This window comes from Enhydrobacter sp., assembly GCA_025808875.1.
Lineage (GTDB): Bacteria > Pseudomonadota > Alphaproteobacteria > Reyranellales > Reyranellaceae > Reyranella.
On the sequence record CP075528.1, the window covers coordinates 1 to 21092 of the forward strand.

The 21092-nt window shown below is 65.4% G+C and carries 21 protein-coding genes; 12 read left to right on the forward strand and 9 right to left on the reverse strand.

Annotated elements, in window-relative coordinates; genetic code table 11:
• Together pyk and KIT25_00010 are read right to left on the reverse strand one after the other, a co-directional pair.
• The coding region (gene pyk, locus KIT25_00005) for a pyruvate kinase (GenBank protein ID UYN95370.1) at positions 1–1329 on the reverse strand (1329 nt) is incomplete at its 3' end.
• Positions 1330–1616: 287 nt separating this feature from the next.
• Positions 1617–3254 carry a Na/Pi cotransporter family protein gene (locus tag KIT25_00010; protein ID UYN95371.1) on the reverse strand — a complete coding sequence of 546 codons (1638 nt, stop codon included), beginning with the start codon at positions 3252–3254 and terminating at the stop codon, positions 1617–1619.
• Between the two features lie 222 nt (positions 3255–3476).
• On the opposite strand from KIT25_00010, the gene KIT25_00015 reads away from it, so the two are divergent.
• The 4 genes from KIT25_00015 (at position 3477) to KIT25_00030 (ending at position 10585) form a co-directional block, all read left to right on the forward strand.
• Positions 3477–5096 carry an NAD(P)/FAD-dependent oxidoreductase gene (locus KIT25_00015; protein ID UYN95372.1) on the forward strand — a complete coding sequence of 540 codons (1620 nt, stop codon included), beginning with the start codon at positions 3477–3479 and terminating at the stop codon, positions 5094–5096.
• Between the two features lie 267 nt (positions 5097–5363).
• Complete coding sequence (locus KIT25_00020) at positions 5364–6797, forward strand: RES family NAD+ phosphorylase (protein ID UYN95373.1); 1434 nt, start codon at positions 5364–5366, stop codon at positions 6795–6797.
• A gap of 298 nt (positions 6798–7095) precedes the next feature.
• Entirely contained in the window at positions 7096–8097 is a 1002-nt protein-coding gene (locus tag KIT25_00025) for an ATP-binding protein (protein UYN95374.1), read from the forward strand.
• A 151-nt stretch (positions 8098–8248) separates the two neighbouring features.
• Positions 8249–10585, forward strand: coding sequence for a S8 family peptidase (locus tag KIT25_00030; protein ID UYN95375.1), 2337 nt, complete (start codon positions 8249–8251; stop codon positions 10583–10585).
• A gap of 4 nt (positions 10586–10589) precedes the next feature.
• Here the strand turns inward: KIT25_00030 and KIT25_00035 are convergent, their stop codons facing one another.
• Both KIT25_00035 and KIT25_00040 read right to left on the reverse strand, forming a co-directional pair.
• Positions 10590–10916 (reverse strand): hypothetical protein, encoded by a 327-nt coding sequence (locus KIT25_00035; GenBank protein UYN95376.1) that lies wholly within the window; start codon positions 10914–10916, stop codon positions 10590–10592.
• A 34-nt stretch (positions 10917–10950) separates the two neighbouring features.
• Positions 10951–11157, reverse strand: a complete 207-nt coding sequence (locus KIT25_00040) for a hypothetical protein (GenBank protein UYN95377.1) — start codon at positions 11155–11157, stop codon at positions 10951–10953.
• A 157-nt stretch (positions 11158–11314) separates the two neighbouring features.
• Here KIT25_00040 and KIT25_00045 point away from each other — a divergent pair, with 157 nt between their 5' ends.
• Both KIT25_00045 and KIT25_00050 read left to right on the forward strand, forming a co-directional pair.
• Positions 11315–11767 carry a mobile mystery protein A gene (locus tag KIT25_00045; protein ID UYN95378.1) on the forward strand — a complete coding sequence of 151 codons (453 nt, stop codon included), beginning with the start codon at positions 11315–11317 and terminating at the stop codon, positions 11765–11767.
• Entirely contained in the window at positions 11764–12348 is a 585-nt protein-coding gene (locus tag KIT25_00050) for a mobile mystery protein B (protein ID UYN95379.1), read from the forward strand. The genes KIT25_00045 and KIT25_00050 overlap by 4 nt, the downstream gene beginning before the upstream one ends.
• Positions 12349–12525: 177 nt before the next feature.
• Here KIT25_00050 and KIT25_00055 read toward each other — a convergent pair whose 3' ends face one another.
• The 4 genes from KIT25_00055 to ggt form a co-directional block, all read right to left on the reverse strand.
• Positions 12526–12855, reverse strand: coding sequence for a hypothetical protein (locus KIT25_00055; GenBank protein UYN95380.1), 330 nt, complete (start codon positions 12853–12855; stop codon positions 12526–12528).
• Between the two features lie 36 nt (positions 12856–12891).
• Positions 12892–13458, reverse strand: a complete 567-nt coding sequence (locus tag KIT25_00060) for a hypothetical protein (protein UYN95381.1) — start codon at positions 13456–13458, stop codon at positions 12892–12894.
• A complete protein-coding gene (locus KIT25_00065; protein ID UYN95382.1) occupies positions 13455–13922 on the reverse strand; it encodes a hypothetical protein in 468 nt (155 codons plus the stop codon). The genes KIT25_00060 and KIT25_00065 overlap by 4 nt, the downstream gene beginning before the upstream one ends.
• A gap of 802 nt (positions 13923–14724) precedes the next feature.
• On the reverse strand, positions 14725–16332 hold the full coding sequence (ggt, locus tag KIT25_00070; protein ID UYN95383.1) for a gamma-glutamyltransferase: 1608 nt from the start codon (positions 16330–16332) through the stop codon (positions 14725–14727).
• Between the two features lie 96 nt (positions 16333–16428).
• Between ggt and KIT25_00075 the strand changes: the two genes are divergently transcribed.
• From KIT25_00075 to KIT25_00090, 4 genes are all read left to right on the forward strand, one after another.
• A complete protein-coding gene (locus tag KIT25_00075; GenBank protein ID UYN95384.1) occupies positions 16429–17091 on the forward strand; it encodes a YceI family protein in 663 nt (220 codons plus the stop codon).
• Positions 17088–17543, forward strand: coding sequence for an SRPBCC domain-containing protein (locus KIT25_00080; protein ID UYN95385.1), 456 nt, complete (start codon positions 17088–17090; stop codon positions 17541–17543). The genes KIT25_00075 and KIT25_00080 overlap by 4 nt, the downstream gene beginning before the upstream one ends.
• An 11-nt stretch (positions 17544–17554) precedes the next feature.
• Entirely contained in the window at positions 17555–17980 is a 426-nt protein-coding gene (locus tag KIT25_00085) for a VOC family protein (GenBank protein UYN95386.1), read from the forward strand.
• 212 nt (positions 17981–18192) lie between these two features.
• A complete protein-coding gene (locus tag KIT25_00090; protein ID UYN97773.1) occupies positions 18193–18666 on the forward strand; it encodes a VOC family protein in 474 nt (157 codons plus the stop codon).
• A gap of 21 nt (positions 18667–18687) precedes the next feature.
• On the opposite strand, the gene KIT25_00095 is transcribed toward KIT25_00090, so the two are convergent.
• Positions 18688–19917 carry a PLP-dependent aminotransferase family protein gene (locus KIT25_00095; GenBank protein ID UYN95387.1) on the reverse strand — a complete coding sequence of 410 codons (1230 nt, stop codon included), beginning with the start codon at positions 19915–19917 and terminating at the stop codon, positions 18688–18690.
• 111 nt (positions 19918–20028) lie between these two features.
• Here KIT25_00095 and KIT25_00100 point away from each other — a divergent pair, with 111 nt between their 5' ends.
• Together KIT25_00100 and KIT25_00105 are read left to right on the forward strand one after the other, a co-directional pair.
• Complete coding sequence (locus KIT25_00100) at positions 20029–20874, forward strand: hypothetical protein (GenBank protein ID UYN95388.1); 846 nt, start codon at positions 20029–20031, stop codon at positions 20872–20874.
• A gap of 18 nt (positions 20875–20892) precedes the next feature.
• Positions 20893–21090: a hypothetical protein gene (locus KIT25_00105; GenBank protein ID UYN95389.1), complete on the forward strand. Its 198-nt coding sequence runs from the start codon at positions 20893–20895 to the stop codon at positions 21088–21090.
• The last annotated feature ends 2 nt before the right edge of the window (positions 21091–21092 follow it).

Here is a 21092-nt window from a genome sequence, read left to right on the forward strand (position 1 = left end):
GAACCGCCCGGCGCGCGCCTGCTCGCGGCCGGCGCCCGGCTCGGTGGCCTCCGGGCCGAGCAGCGGCGCGACGCCGCGCACCATCGCGAGCCTGCGCCACAGCGCCTCGGTGCCGACGATCGCCACGAGCGGCGCGCGCGGCCGCAGGCGGGCGATCGCGAGGGCCGCTGCGGCGTCGCTCACCGGCGCGACGATGGCGCGCGCGTCCAGGCGCGCGGCGAGCTCGCACGCGGCGAAGCTCACCGCATCCGCGGGCGCCGCCGGCGCCGAGCGCAGTCGCTCGAGCCCCATGCGCCCGGCGTATTCGGACTCCGTGGCCGCCAGCACGCGCTGCAGGATGCCCACCGCGGCCACGGGAAAACGTCCGATGGCGGTTTCCGCCGAGAGCATCACGGCGTCGGTGCCGTCGAGCAGTGAGTTGGCCACATCGGTGACCTCGGCGCGCGTCGGGCGCTCGTGCTCGACCATCGACTCGAGCATCTGCGTCGCGGTGATTACCGGGCGCGCGGCCGCGTTGGCCGCCGCAATGATGCGCTTTTGCACCAGCGGGATCTCGGCGAGGTTGGTCTCGACGCCGAGGTCGCCGCGCGCCACCATCACGCCGTCGGCGGCGGCGACGATGGCATCGAGCGCGGCGAGCGCGCGGCGCTTCTCGATCTTCGCCATGAGCATCGGAGCTTCGCGCGGCGGCAGCAGCTCGCGCACGCGCGCAAGGTCGTCGGCGGACTGCACGAACGACACGCCGACCCAGTCCGCCTGCTGCGACAGCGCAAACTCGAGGTGCCGCCGGTCCGCCGCGGTCGGAATGAGCGCGGCGAGTTCGGAGTCGGGAACGTTGATGCCGGAGCCGGAGCGCACGATGCCGCCTGCCACGACCTCGCACTCGGCGCGTCCGGGGGCGGTATGTGCGACGCGCAGCTCGATCGCGCCGTCGGCGAGGTAAACCTGCTCGCCGTCGCGCAGCGCCGCGAGCAGCTCCGGTTCGCGTACCGGCAGGGCGTCGTGCCCATCGGACCCGATCGCGAGCGCCACGCGTGTGCCGTCCTCCAGCCGGCGCCCGCCCGCGGGCAACCCGCCGACGCGAAACTTGGGACCCGGCAGGTCGGCGAGGACGGCGAGCGGCTCGCCCAGGCGCCGCGTGGTCTCGCGCACCTGCGCGATGCGTCGCGCGTGCTCCGCGTGCTCGCCGTGCGACAGGTTGATGCGCGCGACGTTCATCCCGGAGCGCGCGAGCGCTTCCAGCACTCCGGGCGCGTCGGTGGCCGGACCGAGCGTGCAGACGATCCTGGTGCGCGTCCATCCGGCGCGGGTCGACATGCGCTGCACCATTCCCGTCATTTGACGCATCGTCCCACATGGCTTGCCGCATCCGCGCAGCGGAGCCGGCCCGGCCCAATGATCGCAGATTCCTCGACGCGGCCAACATCGAAGGAGGGCACGGGCTCATCCACCGGGGGGGCGAGGCTTTCGGGCGAGACGGCCGTGCTCGCGAAGGACGCCGAAGCGATCATCGCGTTCGTCAGCGATGACCTGGGCCGGAACACGCTGGAGATCCTGTCGCAAGCGGGGGTAGCGGGTCGCCCGGCCCGCGCGGTGAGAGCCTCGCCCGGCTGCTGCTATGGATCTGGCCTTGCATCGCCCTGGATTTCCTTGGCGAGTTCGGAGCCGCGCAGCAGCCGATCGGCCTTGAGCAACTGCTCCACGAGGCGACGCGCCGCACGCAGTTCGTCGAGCAGCGCATCGGTGTCTTCGACCGAGAGCCGCCTGTCCACCGCGGCGACGAGCAACGCCTCCTTGGTCTCGCGGTACCGACCCCGCAGCCGCTCGAGTGCCGCACTGTGGAGGCGGTCGTCATCGGGCTCGACGACGGCCGCTTCGGCGAGCGAAGCCGTCCCGGCAGCCTCGGCGACGAATTGCTCGAGCGCCGCACGGAGAGCCACGTCCTTCAGCGAGTCGGTATGTGCCCGCAGTGCGACTCCACTCGGCGCCAGCACGGCCACTTCCTGCAGGTAGCGGGCCGTCGCGAGCGCGTCGGCCAGCTCGGCGCCGACGTCTTCTGCGGGGCCTTCGAGACGCACCGAGCTGACGAAGCGCTGGATGGCTTCGACCAGGGTTCGCACCGCGTCCGACTGCCGTTGCAGCAATGGCGTGGATTGCGTGAGCGCCGCCCGCGACACGGTCGCGACGATGCCGCGCAGGCGTCCGAGTTCCTGATGCAGCGCCGCGGCAGCGAGTGCCGGCGTGGCCGTCAGCGTGGCGTCGAGATGCTGCGGCCGGGCGAGATCGTCCGCCTGGTTGCGGAACAGGCGCTCGAGCATCGTCGCGAGGCGTTCCGCGAGCGGCAATGTCAGCAGCACGCCGAGCACGTTGAACACCGTGTGGAACAGAGCCAGGATCGCCGCGGGACTGCCCTCGACGTCGAGCCAGTCGGCCAGTCGCTCCACGGCGGCGAGCATCACCGGCAACAGCGCGAGCGCCACGACACCGGCAACCAGGTTGAAGGCGATGTGCCCGATGGCGAGACGCTTCGCGGCCGGCGTGGCCTTGAGCACCGCGATCGCCGCCGTCGAGGTCGTGCCGAGGTTCGCGCCGATCACCGCGGCGGCCGCGGCCTCGAGGCCGATCACACCGCCTGCGGCCGCGGTGAGGATGATGGCGACCGCGGCGCTCGAGGACTGCGTGAGCACCGTGGCGACGAAGCCCACCAGCACGAACGCGGGCCAGCTCACGCCACCGCCACCGCTCGCGACGCTGGCGCCGTAGGCATCGGCCATGCCGCCGAACGCGTCCTTGAGGAGCGCGAGCCCGAGGAAGAACAAGCCGAAGCCGGCCAGTGCCTCGCCGAGCCCCTGGTGGCGCCGGTCCGGAGCGAGGAGGCGAAGCACGACGCCGACCGTCAGGATCGGGAGCGCGAGGGCCTCGATCTTGAAGCCGAAGCCCAGCAGGCTCACCAGCCAGCCGGTCATCGTGGTGCCCACGTTGGTGCCGAAAATCACGCCCAGTGCCTGGCGTAGCGTGAGCAGCCCGGCGTTCACGAAGCCGATCGTCGCGACCGTCACCGCGCTCGAGGACTGCACCAGGCCGGTGACGAGGATGCCCGCGAACACGCCGCGCAGCGGCGTCGAGGTCCAGCGGCCGAGAAGCCGCTTCAGCCCGCTGCCGGCGAAAAGCGTCAGTCCCTCGGTCATCCGTTGCATCGCGAACAGAAACAATGCGAGGCCGCCAAGGGCCTGCACGATGATTCCGAGGCTCATTCCATCGGCCTTGCCGAGACCAGTGACCGGTCCTCAGCGTGCGGGATCCTGCGTGCCTGTCTACAGGTCGGCTGCGGGGGACCAGCTGCCTTGCGAACGGACTCCGGCGCCGCGTGCCGCGTGGCGGCATACCATGTGGCGGGATAGGCGCTGTCGTTCATCTTGCGGGCCGGCGTCCCCTGTCGCACTTAGGGTATCGAGGATCGGACGTTCGGAGGGCGTATGTCGATTGATTTCGATGCCGTGATCGTCGGTGCGGGTTTCGCCGGCATGTACATGCTGCACCGCCTGCGCCGGAAGGGCTTCAGTGCGCGCGTGTTCGAGACCGGCACGGGCGTCGGCGGCACCTGGTACTGGAACCGCTATCCCGGCGCGCGCTGCGATGTCGAGAGCGTGCAGTATTCCTACCAGTTCTCGCCCGAGCTCGAGCAGGAATGGGAGTGGACCGAGCGCTACGCCACCCAGCCCGAGATCCTGCGCTATGCCGAGCACGTCGCCGACCGCTTCGACCTGCGCCGCGACATCCGCTTCGAGACGCGCGTGACCCGGGCAACCTTCGACGAGGCCGACAACACCTGGCTGGTCGAGACCGAAGGCTTGGATGGAAAAGGGGGCGATCGCGTCCGCGCGCGCTTCGTCATCACCGCCATGGGCTGCCTCTCCTCGCCCAACACGCCCCGGATCGACGGCCTCGCGGATTTCGCCGGCCCGACCTATCACACCGGCAACTGGCCGCACGAGGGCGTCGATTTCACCGGCAGGACGGTCGGCGTCATCGGCACCGGCTCGTCGGCCATCCAGTCGATCCCGATCATCGCCCGGCAGGCGAAGCACCTGACGGTGTTCCAGCGCACCGCCAACTACACCGTGCCGGCCCACAACGGGCCGCTCGATCCGGCCTACGTCGCCAGGGTCAAGGCGACCTATCCCGAGATGCGCCGGCGCGCCCGGACCCTGCCGGCCGGCATCGACTTCACCATCAACTGGGCCTCGGCCATCGAGACGCCCGAGGCCGAGCGACGCCGTCAGTTCGAGGAGCGCTGGGCCTATGGCGGGCTGGGCTTCATGGCGGCCTTCTCCGACCTGCTGCTGAACGATCGGTCCAACCGGACCGCGGCGGATTTCGTGCGCGGCAAGATCCGCGAGGTGGTGAAGGATCCCGAGGTCGCCGGGAGGCTGAGCCCGAAGAACATCATCGGCTGCAAGCGGCTCTGCGTCGATTCAGGCTACTGGGAGACCTTCAACCGGCCCAACGTCACCCTGGTCGACATCGGTGACGAGGGCAGCCATGGGCCGATCGAGCGCATCACGCCCGCCGGCCTGCGCGCCGGAGGCAGGGACTACGCGTTCGACTGCCTGGTGCTGGCGACCGGCTTCGACGCCATGACCGGCGCGCTGCTGCGCGTCGATTTCCGCGGCCGTGGCGGCGTGACCCTGAAGCAGCGCTGGAGCGAGGGACCCAAGACCTATCTCGGCCTCACCATCGCGGGCTTCCCCAACCTCTTCACCATCACCGGTCCCGGCAGCCCCTCGGTGCTGACCAACATGCTTCCGTCGATCGAGCAGCATGTCGATTTCATCGCCGACTGCCTCGAGGCGATGCGCAAGCAGGGCAAGACGATGATCGAGCCGCTGGAGGCGGCGCAGGAAGCCTGGGTCGGCCATGTCGGCCAGGCCGCCGACAACACCCTGCGCTCGACCTGCAGCTCCTGGTATGTCGGCGCCAACATCCCGGGCAAGCCGCGGGTGTTCATGCCTTATATCGGCGGCTTCCCGGCCTACATCGAACGCTGCGAGGCGGTGGTGAAGGCGGGCTACGAGGGGTTTTCCCTGTCATCTTGAGTCGCGCGGGGTAACCCCCGCGCTTAAGCGAAGGATCTAGCGCTCGCAGCAGGATCGGGTCAGCTGCCCATCGCCTCTTCTGAAGTCGCGTGCGTGAGAAGCCGGCGCCCCGCATGAAGAATCGTTGGGCTGCACCAAAGGTGGCTGCATGCAAAAGCAGGGTGCATATCCAGGGGCGGCCATCAAAGGCGATGGCCCGGTGTCGGCAAACAAGCCATTGGCAATCCCGAACGATCTGGTAAGCAATCCGAGAGCGGGATCACGCGCATGGACATCGACTATTCAGACTGCCAACAAGTGAAGGCTCGCCTGATATGCTCAGGCTGTATCGGCGAGTCTTATCTGAAGAATGAGGTAGCCACGCACGGACAGCCTGGCCGCTGCCACTACTGTTACAAAGACGGAACGACGTTCACGATCGGCCAAGTCAGCGAACGCGTCGAGACTGCGTTCGAGCAGAACTTTGCCCGCTCCTCGGAAGGCGAAGGGGAGTCGACCGTCTACGCCATCATGGGTGCGGCTGACATTCCCGAGGCTGCGGCTGAGGACATTCAGCAGGTTCTGGAATACGAGCACGAGCCTGCTCCGGGCGACTACATCGAAGGAGAAGAAAGCGAGTTCAATTCAGAGCTGTTCTACGCAGAGCATTCGGACGACGGTGCCTATTGGCATGAACGATGGCGCGAATTCGAAAAAACTCTGAAGACAGAAGCTCGGTACTTCAGCCAGACCTGCGAAAGCCGTCTCAAGGACGTCTTCGCTGGTATTGAGGCGATGAAGACGAAGGATCAAAAGACCCTCATTGTCGATGGAGGGCCCGGGACCGGTATCGACGCCTTCTACCGTGCGCGTGTGATCGAAGGTGACGACGCGCTCAAGCAAGCACTTGAGAGGCCGGACCGGCATATTGGTCCGCCGCCGCCGCAGCTCGCAAAGGACGGCAGGATGAACGCGCGAGGTATTTCAGTCTTCTACGGGTCTGGCGATACAAAGACTGCGCTCGCTGAAGTGCGCCCGCCCGTCGGCGCAAACGTCGTCACAGCCAAATTTCGCGTGATCCGCCCGCTGCGGCTCCTCGATCTTACAATTTTGCGGTCGGTGGAGATTGCCGGAAGCCTGTTCGATCCGACATTTGCGCCGACATTCGAGCGTGTTGCGTTCTTGCGCTCGTTGAGCAGCATAATGACTCAGCCCGTGTTGCCGACCGACGAGGCATTCGCCTATCTGGCAACGCAGGCTGTCGCTGACTTCCTGGCCTCCCGGGCTGATCCTGCAATCGACGGAATCCTGTTTCCCTCAGCGCAAACGAAGAGTGACTCGCTAAACGTCGTCCTTTTTCAGAAAGCTGCGAGAGTCAAACCGCTCGATTTGCCGGACGGTACCAAGCTTCGGACATCCCTCATGGACTACTCAGACGGCATAGCCTCGATCGACTACCGTGTTCACGAAGAAGTTCCGCCTCCCAAGAGCAAACCAGACTTCTCACTGCCGGAATTCATACGCGGACCATGGTACGACCCCAATGGGGACAACCGGGACGAGACGCTTGAAGTGGATACAGGGGACGTCGCCGTGCATCGAATACATCACGTCTCCTACGATACCTCGGACTCGAAGGTGTCCAGGCATCGGCATCAGCATCAGGGCTTCGTGCCCCACACCGGCAAAGCTGCCACGCAAGAGGATATCGACCGTCTTTGATACATCTCGCGCCGAGCGCCGTCCTAGTCGTCTTCGCCCTTGGCTTTCAGAAACCCCAGAGCATCGAAGGTCGCTAGCTGAGCCGCTTCTTTCGGAACGCGCGCCTTCCAGATGAGGGCGAGCGCGATTTTCCGCAGGAAAAGCCGTGAAATGGGCCAAACGCCCAGGCTATCCCCGCAACTGACCGAATACACAAGGCCGCCCCAAGCCTGCGGCGCATGGATGTGGTCTAACACCGTCGGCGATGCATACGCACGCGCGCAAAATGTTGTACACTATCGGTGGTGAAAGGCTCCACTTGTCCAACGTAAAGCAAATCTTGGCTTTGATGCGGAGTCGCGCAGAAGGCGACGACGAGACCTTTTTTTCGATCGCGCTTCAAGTTGCGGCGGCTGAGGCGCGTCAGGGGCACCGCCAAGTCGCAGAAGAACTACGCGCCGAGGTGGACAAGGCACGCGCGAGCTCCAGCCGTGGCCAGTCAGTTCCAATTCAATTTGCGAGTCCTCGCGGCAACCTTGAAGGTCTTCTTGAGCTTAGGAATCCGCGTTTCAATCTCAAAGACGTTGTTCTCAAGGATCAGCTAGTCGCACGCATCAACGATGTGCTGCGGCAGCAACGAAAGCGCGATTGGCTTCGAGAGCATGGAAAGACGCCGAATCGCCGGCTGCTGTTTGTGGGACCGCCTGGTTCAGGCAAGACGATGTCGGCTGAGGCCTTGGCTGGTGAATTGCACCTACCGCTGTATGTGATCCGTCTCGACTCCTTGATTACGAGATACATGGGTGAGACGGCTTCGAAGCTACGAATGATCTTCGACGAAACAGCAAAGCGTCGTGGTGTTTATCTATTCGACGAGTTTGACGCGGTTGGCGGTCATAGGACTGCCACCAATGACGTGGCCGAAATGCGCCGCGTCTTGAACTCGTTCCTCCAATTCATGGAGGAGACGAGCGCTACGGATAGCGTCATTGTCTGCTCAACGAACCATCCAAAGTTGCTCGATCGTGCTCTGATACGCCGGTACGATCAGGTGCTCCAATTCGACGCGCCAACAGCCGTGCAGATCCGCAAGCTAATCACGGCCCATGTGGGTCGGTTGCAAATCGTCAAAGCGAGTTGGAAAAAGATCTTGCAGGAAGCTCAAGGTTTGAGCCAGTCAGAAATCGTTCGCGCAAGCGACGATGCCGTGAAGACCGCCATATTGGACCAGCGTAACACCATGAGTACGGAAGACTTGCTCGAGCGTCTACGCGAGCGTCATTCCATGCGCAATGCGTTCTTGGAGACGAAAGGCGCATAAGTGAATGCCGTCGAGGTTTACTCTTCCTCACATTGAAATATCGCGGTTCAAATCCCAACAAAGTTACTTAGGACTCGGATCGGGCGGAGGCTCTACCGTCCGAATACGTGAGGAGCACGGCCGGCGCCTTCAGAGCGAGCTTGATGCGGCCTTGAAGCTCGCCGAGGAGCTAAGGCCGAAAGACGAAAGGCTGCCGGCAGCTACGACCACAATTTTGGAAGTCGAGCTAAGGCGCGGCACAGACCCGGAGATTCTTGAGCGAAAGAGAGCTGGCATACGGCCCGGCGCATCCAAGGTCGACGATCGGGAAGCGCCTACTGTCGCTGTGTTCGTTCCGGACGCATCACGCGAGGTGCTTGCGAAGATCCTCGATGAGTATAGAAGCGGTCCGCTCACGGAGGTTGCCGGGAACCCACCGCATAAATCCCTTGTCGAAGCTATTCAGGCATTTCGGACTGCGCGGCTTGAGACCGTATGGACAGACACGCCAGATTCGCTTCCCACAGATCCCCAGCATCAAGTGTGGTGGGCGTTGTGGTGCTGGTCTGAGTCGGAAGCCAACATCGAAGAGGTTTGCGAACGGTTGGGTGTGCGGGCGGCAGGTCGAGACCGGCGGCTCTATTTTCCGGACGTGACCGTCCTACCCGTCTTGGCGCCGCGCGTTGCTATCGAACTCATGCTCTTCATGACCGGCGCTATCGCAGAAATCCGGCGCGCAACGGACAATCCAACATTTTTCATCGACAAAGTGACGGGCGATCAGCACCCTTGGTCTGATGATCTGGCAGCAAGGACTATCTGGCCAGGAAATGACGCCCCTTCTGTCTGCGTATTCGATACCGGCGTAAATAGGGGGCACACGTTAATTGAGCCCGCTCTGGCAACCGGCGATTTGCACGCTCTGAAAGCAGAATGGGGTGTTAACGATCATCACGAAGATGGTCACGGAACGGCCATGGCAGGAATGGCTTTGCACGGCGATCTGACGGCGGCGCTTGGCGACGCCGCAGAACGCACCCTTAAGCACCGCCTGGAATCCGTAAAGCTTTTGCCGCCGGATGGTTTTGATGTGAATGACCCGGCAAGTTACGGCGTGTTAACTCAGGCTGCTATCTCTCTTCCAGAGATCACCGCCCCCGACAGGCAACGTGTGTACTGCATGGCCGTCACGAATCTTGACGTGTCCGGAGCAACACCATCGAGTTGGAGTGCCGCGATTGATCAAGCGGCAGCTGGTGCCATGATCGGCGACGAGAAAGATGGTCCCAAGCGGCTCATTGTGGTCGCAGCTGGAAATATTGCGGCTGAGACTGATGCGACAAGAATTCGGGCGCAAGACGAATATCCGATTGAAGATCCCGCTCAGGCTTGGAATGCGCTCACTGTAGGCGGATACACTGACCTAATTGATGTCACTGAAGAGGGATATGCAGATTGGACACCGCTTGCAGATGCTGGTGCCCTAAGCCCGCACAGCCGCACAAGCGCTATCTGGCCGCAGGGACGTACGCCAATCAAGCCTGAGATAGTGATGGAAGCGGGCAATCGCGGTATCAACCAATCGAGGACGGAAGTACTTACGTTTGGTTCCGTGTCTTTGCTTTCGACAGGAAGCGACATGGGCGCGCCTTTGGTGCCTTTTCAGGCAACGAGCGCTGCTTCCGCTCAAGGGGCACGACTGGCAGCGCGTCTTGCCGCTGATCACCCAGAATACTGGCCAGAGACAATCCGTGGTCTCATCGTTCATAGCGCCGAGTGGACGCAGCCGATGCTGGATGCATTCGACGCATCTTCTGGCAAGAAGCAAAGCTACGAGATTGTCAGACGCTTCGGATACGGCGTTCCTGACTATGACCGAGCAACGGCCTCTGCCAATAACCATCTTGCACTCTTTGCGCAGGCGGGCATTCAGCCGTTCAAGATGGACAAAGGTCGAAAATTCAACGAGTGCCACTACTACACGCTGCCAATTCCTCGCGACCTCCTAGAGCGACTCGAAAACAATGAAGTTGAGCTCAAAATTACGCTTTCCTACTTTATAGAGCCGAGCCCAGGTCTTTCCGCGAACATTGAACCGCAACGCTACCAGTCACACGGATTGCGATTTGATCTGCGCCGCAAAGGCGAGCCGTTAGACACGTTCAAAAAGCGGGTAAATGCGGCGGAGCGAGAAGATCCACGTATAGGTCCGCGCGTTGAACCGGATGACGATCGGTGGAGACTTGGGCCAAACAGCGTGTCCGCTGGCTCGCTGCATTGCGATTCGTGGTCCGGGCCGGCCATTGAACTGCTCGGCCGAGATATGCTTTGCATCAAGCCCGTTCTGGGCTGGTGGCGCGATCGAGCCGGGAAAGAATACGTCAACAAGCAGGCGCGATATTCTTTGATCATCACGTTCAAATCGAAAGACGTGGACGTGGACCTATATACGCCCATCAAGGCCGTCGTCGACATACCGGTCACTATCGGAACTGACGTCGAAGTCTGACGAGTCAACCAGAGCCGACCATCCCTCCGAATGCCGCGTCTCTCGCGGCCGCTTCCACCATCATGCGTGCCCACAGGGTGGGGCACAGCCGCTGGATCCGGTTGAGATCGCGCAGGGCCATGTCGCGCCGGCCTTCGGCGAAGGCGGTGGCGCAGGGGTCGGTGTTGAAGCTGGTGCGGAACAACCCGGCGTCGCTCAGCCGCTCCCACACCAGCAGTCGCCCGCGCGGATCGTCCATCAGCCAACGGAACGCCTCGTCGCTCAGCTGCTTGCGCGGGTGATCGACCTGTCGGCCTTCCGCCGCCGCAGTGCCCTCGAAATCGAAGCTCATGGCGCACTGTCCTCAATACTTGGTCGTCCTTCTGTCAGAGCGGACGGTCGAGTTGGGGCGGCTTCTGCGGCGGATCAGGATAGAGATCGGGCTCGCCGCGCGGCCGCCAGCGCACCATCTGATCGAAGTCCAGTCCCTGCGCCGGACCGCAGGGCGGCCAGCGGCGCGGTTCTGGATCGGGCGCCGGGCCCGGGCGTGCCTCGGCCGCACGAGCTTCGACGGCCTGGGCGGTCATGCTCATGATCTCGGCGTCATGGCGCCTGTATTCCGCTTCCGCGCGGTCCCGGAATTTCGCGATCTGCTCGGGAGAATGATTGGATATATCTTATATATTTGAACAATTACAATAAGATATATCTTATTGATATTTAGAGAATTTATAAGATATAACTTATCGCATGAAAGACGCTATCCGCCACCTCGACAAGCGCCTGTCCGCCTTACGCCCTCTGGTGAAGAGTGCCCGGCCTCCAAAGGGCTGGCTCCGCGCCGTGCGCGATGCGCTCGGCATGACGACGGCGCAACTGGCGCGCCGTATAGGTGTCACCCAACCGCGCATTATTGAACTCGAAAAAGCCGAGGTGGGCGGGACCGTAACGCTCAACTCGTTGCAGCGGGCGGCGGAGGCTTTGGGCTGTCGGGTCGTCTATGCCCTCGTTCCCATTCGTCCGTTGGCCCAGGTCGTGCACGATCGTGCCGAGCAACTGGCCGACAAGCAATTGGCCTCGGTGCACCACACCATGAGTCTCGAGGATCAGGCCGTACGGGACAAGCAAGCCAACAAGGAGCTTCGTCGGCAATTCATGGAAGACCTGCTGCGAAGACCTGCGCGCCTCTGGGATGAGAAATGACCAGTCCGTTCGAGGCAGACAACGATGCGACTCCCCTTGCTGCCGAAGAACGCCACGGACTGATCCCCACCCACATCGCCCTGCGCAGCGAGCTCAACGAGCTCGAACAAGCGAACATCGCCGCAGCGGACAACTGGGCATTCTCTCGCAAACGCAATGTTCTCGATGAGGCATTCCTGCGCGGCCTTCACCGCCGCATGTTCAATCGCGTCTGGAAGTGGGCCGGCGACTATCGGACGACCGGGCGCAATCTCGGCGTCACTCCCTACCGGATACAAGCGGACCTGATGCAGGTCATTGGCGACGCCCGATATTGGCTGGAGAACAAGACGTACTCCCCTGACGAGTTGGCGGTGCGCTTTCATCATCGCATCGTGTCGGTGCATCCGTTTCCGAACGGCAATGGCCGCTGGTCGCGACTGGCTGCGGACCTTCTTGCCGTACAGCAGGGCGGCAAGCGCTTCACATGGGGTTCCGCCAATCTGCAAGCATCGGGCGATGCAAGGCGTGCCTACATCGACGCGTTGCACGCCGCCGACAATCATGATCTCGAGCCGCTTGCCGCCTTTGCTCGCTCCTAGAGTCTTTCCGGCCGAAACGGAAACACCTCACCCTGAGGAGCGGCGCGCAGCGACGCGTCTCGAAGGGTGGGCACGAGCAGCTTCACTGTTGCCATCCTTCGAGACGCCGCACTTCGTGCGGCTCCTCAGGATGAGGTTGTTCTCTGGTTCCACGCTTCAGAGTTCGACGGAAAGACTTTAACCAGGTTGCGGTGCCGTCCCTCCCAGCGCCGCATCCCTCGCGGCTGCCTCTACCATCATGCGGGCCCACAGGGTGGGGCAGAGCCGCTGGATGCGGTTGAGATCGCGCAGGGCCAGGTCGCGCCGGCCTTCGGCGAAGGCGGTAACGCACGGGTCCGTGTTGAAGCTCGTTCGGAACAGCCCGGCGTCGCTCAGTCGTTCCCACACCAGCAGTCGCCCGCGCGGATCGTCCATCAGCCATCGGAACGCCTCGTCGCTCAGCTGCCTGCGCTGGCGATCGGCCTGTTGGCTTTCGGCGGCTGCCGTGCCGTCGAAGTCGAAGCTCATGGCGAAGTCTCCTCAATAATACTGGCCATCCTGCAATCAGAACGGATCGTCGGGGTCGGGCTTCTCCGGCGGATCGGGATAGAGTTCGGGCTCGCCGCGCGGCCGCCAGCGGTACATTTCATCGAAGTCCAGTCCCTGCGCCGGACCGCGGGGCGGCCAGGGGCGGGGAGGTTTCGCTTCAGGCGCCGCGCCCGCCGCGCGAGTCTCGGCGGCCTGGGCGGTCATGTTCATGATCTCGGCGTCATGGCGCCTGTATTCCGCTTCGACGCCGTCCCAGAATTTCGCGATCTGCTCGGGGGACATGATCGGCGGCGCGGGCCCCGTGACCTTGAGGTCCCAATAGGCCGGCCGCTCCTCGTCCGTCGGCGCCTCCTCGGGCATCGCTCGTGAAGGGGCCGCCGGAGAAGGGGCCGGCGGAGGTGACCGCAGGGCGTCACGCCGCCGCGCTTCCTCCGCGACCATGTCGCGGAGCGAGGCCCGCACCTCCTCGCTGCCCGTCAGGCCAAGGCCCGCGAGGATGATCAGATTGCGCTCCTGCGCCGGCCGATCGACCATCAGCTCCAGCCGGAGCCGCCGCACCCGCCGCCGCAAGGCACGCATCATGACTTGCCCGCCTCCTCGACGGCGCGCTTGAGCTTGAGGAACTCGTCGGCGACCTCGCGCAGCTCCTCGACCTCCCGCTCGAGCTCGGTCGCGACCAGCATGCGCCACTGGCGCTCGATCACGCGCATGGCGACATCGGCCTTCTCGGGCGTGATCTCGCCGGCGCCCATCGCCTGGTTCAGCGCGTTGAGGGCGCGCTTGGCGTCGGCCAGCGAGTTGACCTCCGGCAGCTCGACCTGGATCGGCTCCTCGGCGACCCGCGGGCCCTGCATCAGGACGAACTCGCTGGCGCGCTGGCTGACCCGCTTGTCGGTGTCGCGCATGTTGTCGACCACGCGCTGCAGCGCCTCGCGGCCGTGCTCGCTGTGGAGCCGGCGCGCATAGTGCATTTCCTTGTTCCGGCTGCCTTTGGGACGACCCGGACCGCCGGGTCCGCCCTTGGTGAACAATCCCTCGTTACTCATGACTCGACTCACTCCGTTGGTTGCTCGCGGAAAGTGCGAGCGCGCACAGGAATGGCAGGGCGCGGGAGGAGAATCGATTTTGGTCAAGCATCTCGAAGATTTCCGTGGAGATTCAAAGGGCGATTCCGATTTCGTTGACCAGGTTCGAATTCTCGATCCCGTGCGCCTAGACTGCGCGCGTGACAGAAGTGGCAGAACCCGAACGGAGAATCGAATTTGGTTCACCGCCCCGAAAATTCGCGTGGAGAATCAAGGCACGAATCCGACCCGGTGAACCAGATTGGAAATCGCAAGACGACGCGCGTAGCGTCCGCCGCATGACAACGACGATCGACGCTTCGGGTGCGCGTTCAGGCCGGCCTCACGTTTACGCAAGGCGAGGATCACTGCTGTTATTTTCCTGTTTGTTTGAAACGAAATTGCGTCCGCAAGATCTTGATCGGCTCGCCGTCAGGCACCGCCAGACCGGCGCGATCGGCACAACATCTGGAGCAGACTCCGCTTCACCAAACCACCTCACCCTGAGGAGCATTGCGCAGCAATGCGTCTCGAAGGGTGGGCAACAGACACAGTGCTCGTTCTCACCCTTCGAGACGCGCCCCACAGGGGCGCTCCTCAGGGTGAGGTGGTCTGGCTACAGGCGGGAGATCGAAGAGGTGAGTCGACGCTCGTGCCGGAACACAACGCTGGTGCCGGCATGTTTGATTCGATGCTTGTCAAACATGAGCGGCACCGGATTGGGGGACGCGGTCCGCTGCCGTCGCCTCGCTGTCAGATCCCTGTCAGATTCGTGTCAGATGCATCAGTACCCGATCGCCTCGCCGTCGCTGCGCGGATCGGCGCCGCCCAGCCAGTCGCCGGTCGCGGGGTCGCGCACGATGCCGTGCGCGTGGCCGGCCGATTCGTGCCAGTCGGGCCAGCGGTCGACCAGATGGCCGCGGCGCTCCAGCTCGGCGATCGTCGCGGGCGCGAAGCGACCCTCGATGTGCAGGGTGTCGCGCGCCTCGAGCAGGCCGAAGCGGCCGGACAGGAAGCGCGGCGCCTCCACCGCCTGCTGGATGTCGAGCCCGTGGTCGATCATGGCGAGGTAGGCCTGCAGGTGGATCTGCGGCTGGCCGTCGGCGCCCATGCAGCCGACGGCGGCCCAGAATCGATCGTCGCGGAAGGCGAGCGAGGCGATCAGCGTGTGCAGCGGCGTCTTGCCCGGCTCGACCCGGTTCGGACTCCCCGGATCGAGCGAGAAATAGGCCGCGCGGTTCTGCAGCACCACGCCGGTGCGGCCGGCGACCACGGCGGCGCCGAACACGCCGTAGAGCGACTGGATCAGCGACACCGCGTTGCCCTCGCGATCGACGGCGGCGACGTAGACGGTGTCGCCCGACAGGCTGCCGTAGGACGGGATGCGGTCCCACGGCAGCGCGCGCCCGGGATCCATCAGGCGCCGCCGCTCGTCGGCGTAGGGCTTGGAGATCAGGCGCGCGGTCGGCACGTCGGCGAAGCGCGGATCGGCCATGTGACGGTCGCGGTCGTGGTAGGCGATCTGCTTGGCCTGCACCAGGAGATGGACGTGGTCGGGCCCGAGGAACGGCCGGTTCGCCAGGTCGAGCGGCTCGAGCAGGTTCAGCATCTCCAGCACGGCGAAGCCCTGGGTCGGTGGCGGCGTCTCGTAGATCGTCACGCCCTTGTAGCTCCCCTTGATCGGCTCGCCCCAGCGCGCGAGCTGCGCCCTGAGATCGTCGGCCGCGAAGAAGCCGTCGTTGGCCTGCGACCAGCGCACCAGCTCGCGCGCCACCTCGCCGTCGTAGAAGCCGTACCAGCCGTCGCTCGCGATCGCCTGCAGGGTGCGCGCCAGATCGGGGTTGGCGAGCGTGGCGCCGTCCTTCAGGAAGATCGCCGCCGCCTCGGGGGTCTTCGCCAGCTCCTCGCGCGCGGTGTCGCGCCAGTGCGTGAGTCGCGCCGTCATCGGGAAGCCGTCGCGCGCGTAGCCGATGGCGCTCTCCAGGCAGCGCGCCAGCGGCAGGCGGCCGTGCGCGGCATGCGCCTCACACCAGCTCGCGACGGCGCCCGGCACGGTCAGCGTGCCCGGCAGGGCCCCGCGATAGGGCACCTCGGCGAGGCCGCGGCGCGCGAAGGACTCGATCGTGCCGAGCGACGTGGCGCGGCCGCCGCCGTCGATGTAGCGCACCTGCTTCGCGCGGGCGTCCCAGATCAGCCAGAAGGCGTCGCCGCCGATCCCGGTCATGTGCGGATAGAGCACCGACAGCGCCGCGCTGGTCGCCAGCGCGGCATCGACGGCGGTGCCGCCGGCGCGCAGCACGTCAACGCCCGCCTCGCTCGCGCGCGCGTGGGGCGACGTCACCAGGCCGTTGCTCGCTCGGGTGGGCACACGCCCGGCATGTATGTCGATCATGAGAAGTTCTTAGGTCGTTTCGAGTCCGGTTGACAGGGCGGCGCGGGCGCCATAACCGTTAACCCATAGGTTAACTGTTTCCTGCAGGGATCGCGCATGTCGAAGGCACCCGTCTGGAAGGCCCCCATCCGGAAGGCACCCATCCGGAAGGCAGTCGTCCTCGCCCTGTCGCTCGCGGCAAGCGGCGCGGCGCTCGCGCAGACGGCGGATCTGCCGCCCGGCGTCTTCGTCGCCGGCAAGGATGCGGGCGAGGCGACGGCGGGCACCTACGCGCTCGATCCCTTCCATACCTCGGTGCTCGCCCGCGTCTCGCACCTCGGCTACTCCTACAGCGTCTTGCGCTTCGACACCGCCGAGGGCCGGCTCGGCTGGGATCCGGCGGCACCGGACAAGTCGACGCTCTCGATCACGATCAAGACGGCGTCGATCACGTCGAACGTCAAGGGCTTCGCAGAGACCCTGGCGGGCGAGCCGTTCCTGAAGTCGGCGACCTTCCCGGATGCCACCTTCGTCTCGACGTCCTTCATCCGCAGCGACGCCCTGCGCGGCAAGGTCGCGGGCCGGTTCACCCTGATGGGCCGGACGCGGCCGGTGACGTTCGACGTCGAGCTGATCGGCGCCGGCAAGGGCTTCGGCGGCAGCCCGCGCCTCGGTGTCCATGCCCGTGCCTGGATCGACCCGCAGGACTATGGATTCCCGCCGATCTTCAGCGATCCGATCGAGATCGTGGCCGACACCGAATTCGCGCGGGCGCCATGAACGTCATGGCCAGGCCGCAGGAGCACGAACTCGTCCTGGTGCGCGAGTTCAGGGCGCCGCGCGAGCGCGTGTTCGCGGCCTGGACCGATCCGGCGCTGGCCGCGCGCTGGTGGGTGCCGCGCGACTGCACCCTGGTGTCGTGCCGCATGGACGTGCGCCCGGGCGGCGGCTGGCATCGGCGCATGCGCTGGGCCGACCGCGGCATCATCACCAAGTGGGGCGAGTATCGCGAAGTCGTGGCGCCCGAGCGCCTCGTCTTCACCTACGTCACGCAGTATGGCGACGGCACGGTCGATCCCGAGACGCTGGTCACCGTGACGTTCGAGGATCTGGACGGCGGAACGCGCCTTACGCTCAGCCACGCCGCCTTCCGGTCGGAGGAGGCGGGCGCGAGCCACAGCGGCGGCTGGACCGGCGCCCTCGAGCGCCTGGCCGGATTCCTGAGGGACTGAAGGAGAGAACGATGAACGTGCAGCCCTATTTGTTCTTCGACGGCAAGTGCGAGGAGGCGCTGGAATTCTACAAGAGCGCGATCGGCGCCAGGGTCGACGCCCTGATGCGCTTCAAGGAGCATCCGGAGGCGAGCAAGCCGGGCATGATCCCGGCCGGCTCCGAGAACAAGGTCATGCACGCCGCCTTCAAGGTCGGCGACACGCAAATCATGGCCTCGGACGGCCACTGCATGGGCAAGCCGAGCTTCCAGGGCTTCACCCTGACCATCAACGTCGGCAGCGACGCCGAGGCCGAGAAGCTGTTCGCGACGCTCGGCCGGGACGGCGGCCAGGTGCAGATGCCGCTGGCCGAGACCTTCTTCGCCAGCCGCTTCGGCATGGTCGCCGACAAGTTCGGCGTGAGCTGGATGGTGCTGGCGGAAAAGACGCCGGACTAGAGCATAGTCCGCGCACCTCGAATCGATTCCTCCCCAACGAAGTTGGGGAGGTGTCGTCGTCTTACGACGACGGAGGGGTCAGCGAGTCATGACCCCTCCGTCCGCGTAGGACGCGGCCACCTCCCCATCGCATGTGCGATGGGGAGGGAAAGATGCGCCAACTTGGATGAACACTGCTCTAGGGCGTGCAAGCGAAAGGACCAGCCATGGCAATTGCCAAGAACACGATCTGCCTGTGGTACGACAAGGATGCCGAGGCCGCCGCGCGCTTCTACGCTGCGACCTTTCCGGACAGCCGGGTGAGCGCCGTCCACCGCGCGCCCAGCGACTACCCCTCCGGCAAGAAGGGCGACGTGCTGACGGTGGAGTTCACGGTGGCCGGCGTCGCCTGTCTCGGCCTCAACGGTGGTCCCCTGTTCAAGCACAACGAGGCCTTCTCGTTCCAGATCGCCACCGACGACCAGGCCGAGACCGACCGCTACTGGAACGCCATCGTCGGCAACGGCGGCGAGGAGAGCGCGTGCGGCTGGTGCAAGGACAGGTGGGGCATCTCGTGGCAGATCACGCCGCGCGTGCTGACCGAGGCGCTGGCCGCCGGCGGCGACCAGGCGCGGCGCGCCTTCGAGGCGATGATGGACATGCGGAAGATCGACGTCGCCGCGATCGAGGCCGCGCGGCGCGGCTGACGCGCCCTGTGGCCTGGGCGGCTACTTCTTCTCCACGTTGGAGCTGCGCAGCGGCACGCCGAACTCGCGCCGGCAGACCTCGGCCAGCACGGCGACGCCCTGCCGGATCGTCTCCGGCTCGGGATTGGCGAAGCACAGCCTGAGGCGCGAGCGCGCGTAGCCCTTGTCGGTCGACCATTCCGGCCCCGGATTGAGCGACACGCCGGCGGCCAGCGCGGCCTGGCCGAGCTTCACCGTGTCGACGTTGTCGGGCAGCTTGATCCAGAGATAGATGCCGCCCGGCGGATCGCCGAACTCGGCGGCCGTGCCGAACTGCTCGGCCAGCGCCTCGCGCAGCGTCTGCAGCTTGAGGTGCAGCGCCTTGGAGAGCTTCGGCACGTGGTCGGCGAAGTGCCTCGTGCAGAACTCGGCCAGCACCATCTGCTCGAGCGCGCCCGAGCCCGCGTCCTGCTTCAGCGCCAGGATGCGCGACAGCACCTCCCACTTGGCGACGATGTAGCCGACCCGCAGCGCCGGCGCGATCGACTTGGAGAACGAGCCGATATGGATCACGCCCTCGCCGTTCGCCATGGCGTAGAGCGCGCGCGGCCGCTTGCCGCTCCACACCAGGTCGGAATAGCACTCGTCCTCGAAGATCATCACGCCGTGCTCAGCGGCGAGCGCGATCAGCCCGGCACGCCGCGCCTCGCCCATGATGGCACCGGTCGGGTTCTGCACCGTCGGGATGGTGTAGATGTATTTCGGCTTGATGCCCTGCTTCTTCAGTTCCTCGAGCTTCTGCCCGAGGAGATCGAGCCTGAGCCCCTCCCCGTCGAGCGGGATGCCGATCACCTTGGCGCCGAAGCGGGCGAGCTTGGTGAGCGCGCCGCCGTAGGTCTCCTGTTCGACGATCACCGTGTCGCCCGGCGCGACCAGCAGGCTGTTGATCAGGTCGAGGCCCTGCATCGACCCCGACGTGATCAGGATCTCGTCGGGCGAGCAGGAGATGCCGGCGTGGCCCTTGAACTTGCCGGCGAGGAACTCGCGCAGCGGCCGGTAGCCGAGCGGGCCGCTGTTGAGGCCGTAGGTGGCCAGGGTGGCGCCTTCGCGCTTGAGCACCGCCGTCGCCGCCTCGACCAGCGCCTCGACCGGGACATGCCGGGGGTCGTTGTGGCCGCCGATGAAATTGTACTTCGGAAAGCCGTTCCACTTGACGGCAGGCGCCGGCGCGTTGGGCGCCAGCAGCGGTGCGAAATCGAACGGTGCGGTCATCGGCGGTTCCTCGTCTCTCCGTCTTTGCGCCATTGCTGGGCCAAGACGGCCGGATTGGCAACCTTGATTCAGGTCAGGGAGCCATGCGCGCCGGCGCCCGATACTCGATCGATGCGCCCGCCTTGCCCGTTCGCCGTCGACTTCGCGCCGGCGCCTCCACTGCTGCTCCACCGGCCGCCGCTGCGGCGCACCGATTCCAACTCGCCGCTGCGCCGCGCCGGCGGCCGCACGCTTGCCTTCGTGTCGCACTATCTGCCGCGCGGCCACACGCTGCGCTGCGAGACCGGGGGCGACTGGCCGGCCGGACCCTGCGCGCCGGTCCGCCTGATGCACGACGCCTCGCCCGACGTCGGCAAGTGGATCCAGTCGGTGTGGCGCGCGCCCGATCGCCGCCTGTTCGGCTGGTATCACGGCGAGGTCTTCCTCGAGGCGAGCCGGCTGTTCGTGCCCCATGTCGGCGCGCTCGTCTCGGACGACGACGGCCTGACCTGGTCGTTTCTCGGCGAACTGCTGCGCGCGGCCGATTCGGACGTCGATCCGGCCTATGCCAACGGCTTCCTCGCCGGCGGCTACGGCGATTTCTGCGTCGTGCCCGATCGCGCCGCCGAGTGGTTCTACCTTTGCTATTCGTCCTACGTGCCCGACGAAACCCGCCAGGGCGTGGCGGTCGCCCGCTACCGCGTCGCCGATCGCGCTGCGCCGCGGCGTCTCGAGCTGTGGCGCGACGGCGCCTGGCGCGCCCGCCGGACCGGGGAGGACGCGACGCCCGTTTTCCCGGCGCGGCGCGGCTGGCGTCACCGCGACCCCGACGCCTTCTGGGGCCCGGCCATCCACTACAATCGCGCGCTCGACCGCTTCGTCATGCTGCTGAACTGGACGACCGAGGGAAACGCCGACATGGTCCAGCGCGGCGTCTTCGTCTCTTTCAACACCGACCTCGCCGATCCCGACGGTTGAAGCGAACCGCTGCAGATCGTGCGCCACGGCAGCTGGTATCCGCAGGTCATCGGGCTCGGGCCCGAGGACGGCGACACCCTGGCCGGCGGCGAGGCGCGGTTCTTCATGTCGGGCTTCTCGGCGTGGACGATGCGCTTCCGGCCGGGCCCGGCTTCACCGCCCCTAGAGGTGTCGCGCGAAACCTTCGCCGACATCTTCGGCGTCGCGCCGTGGTGAGG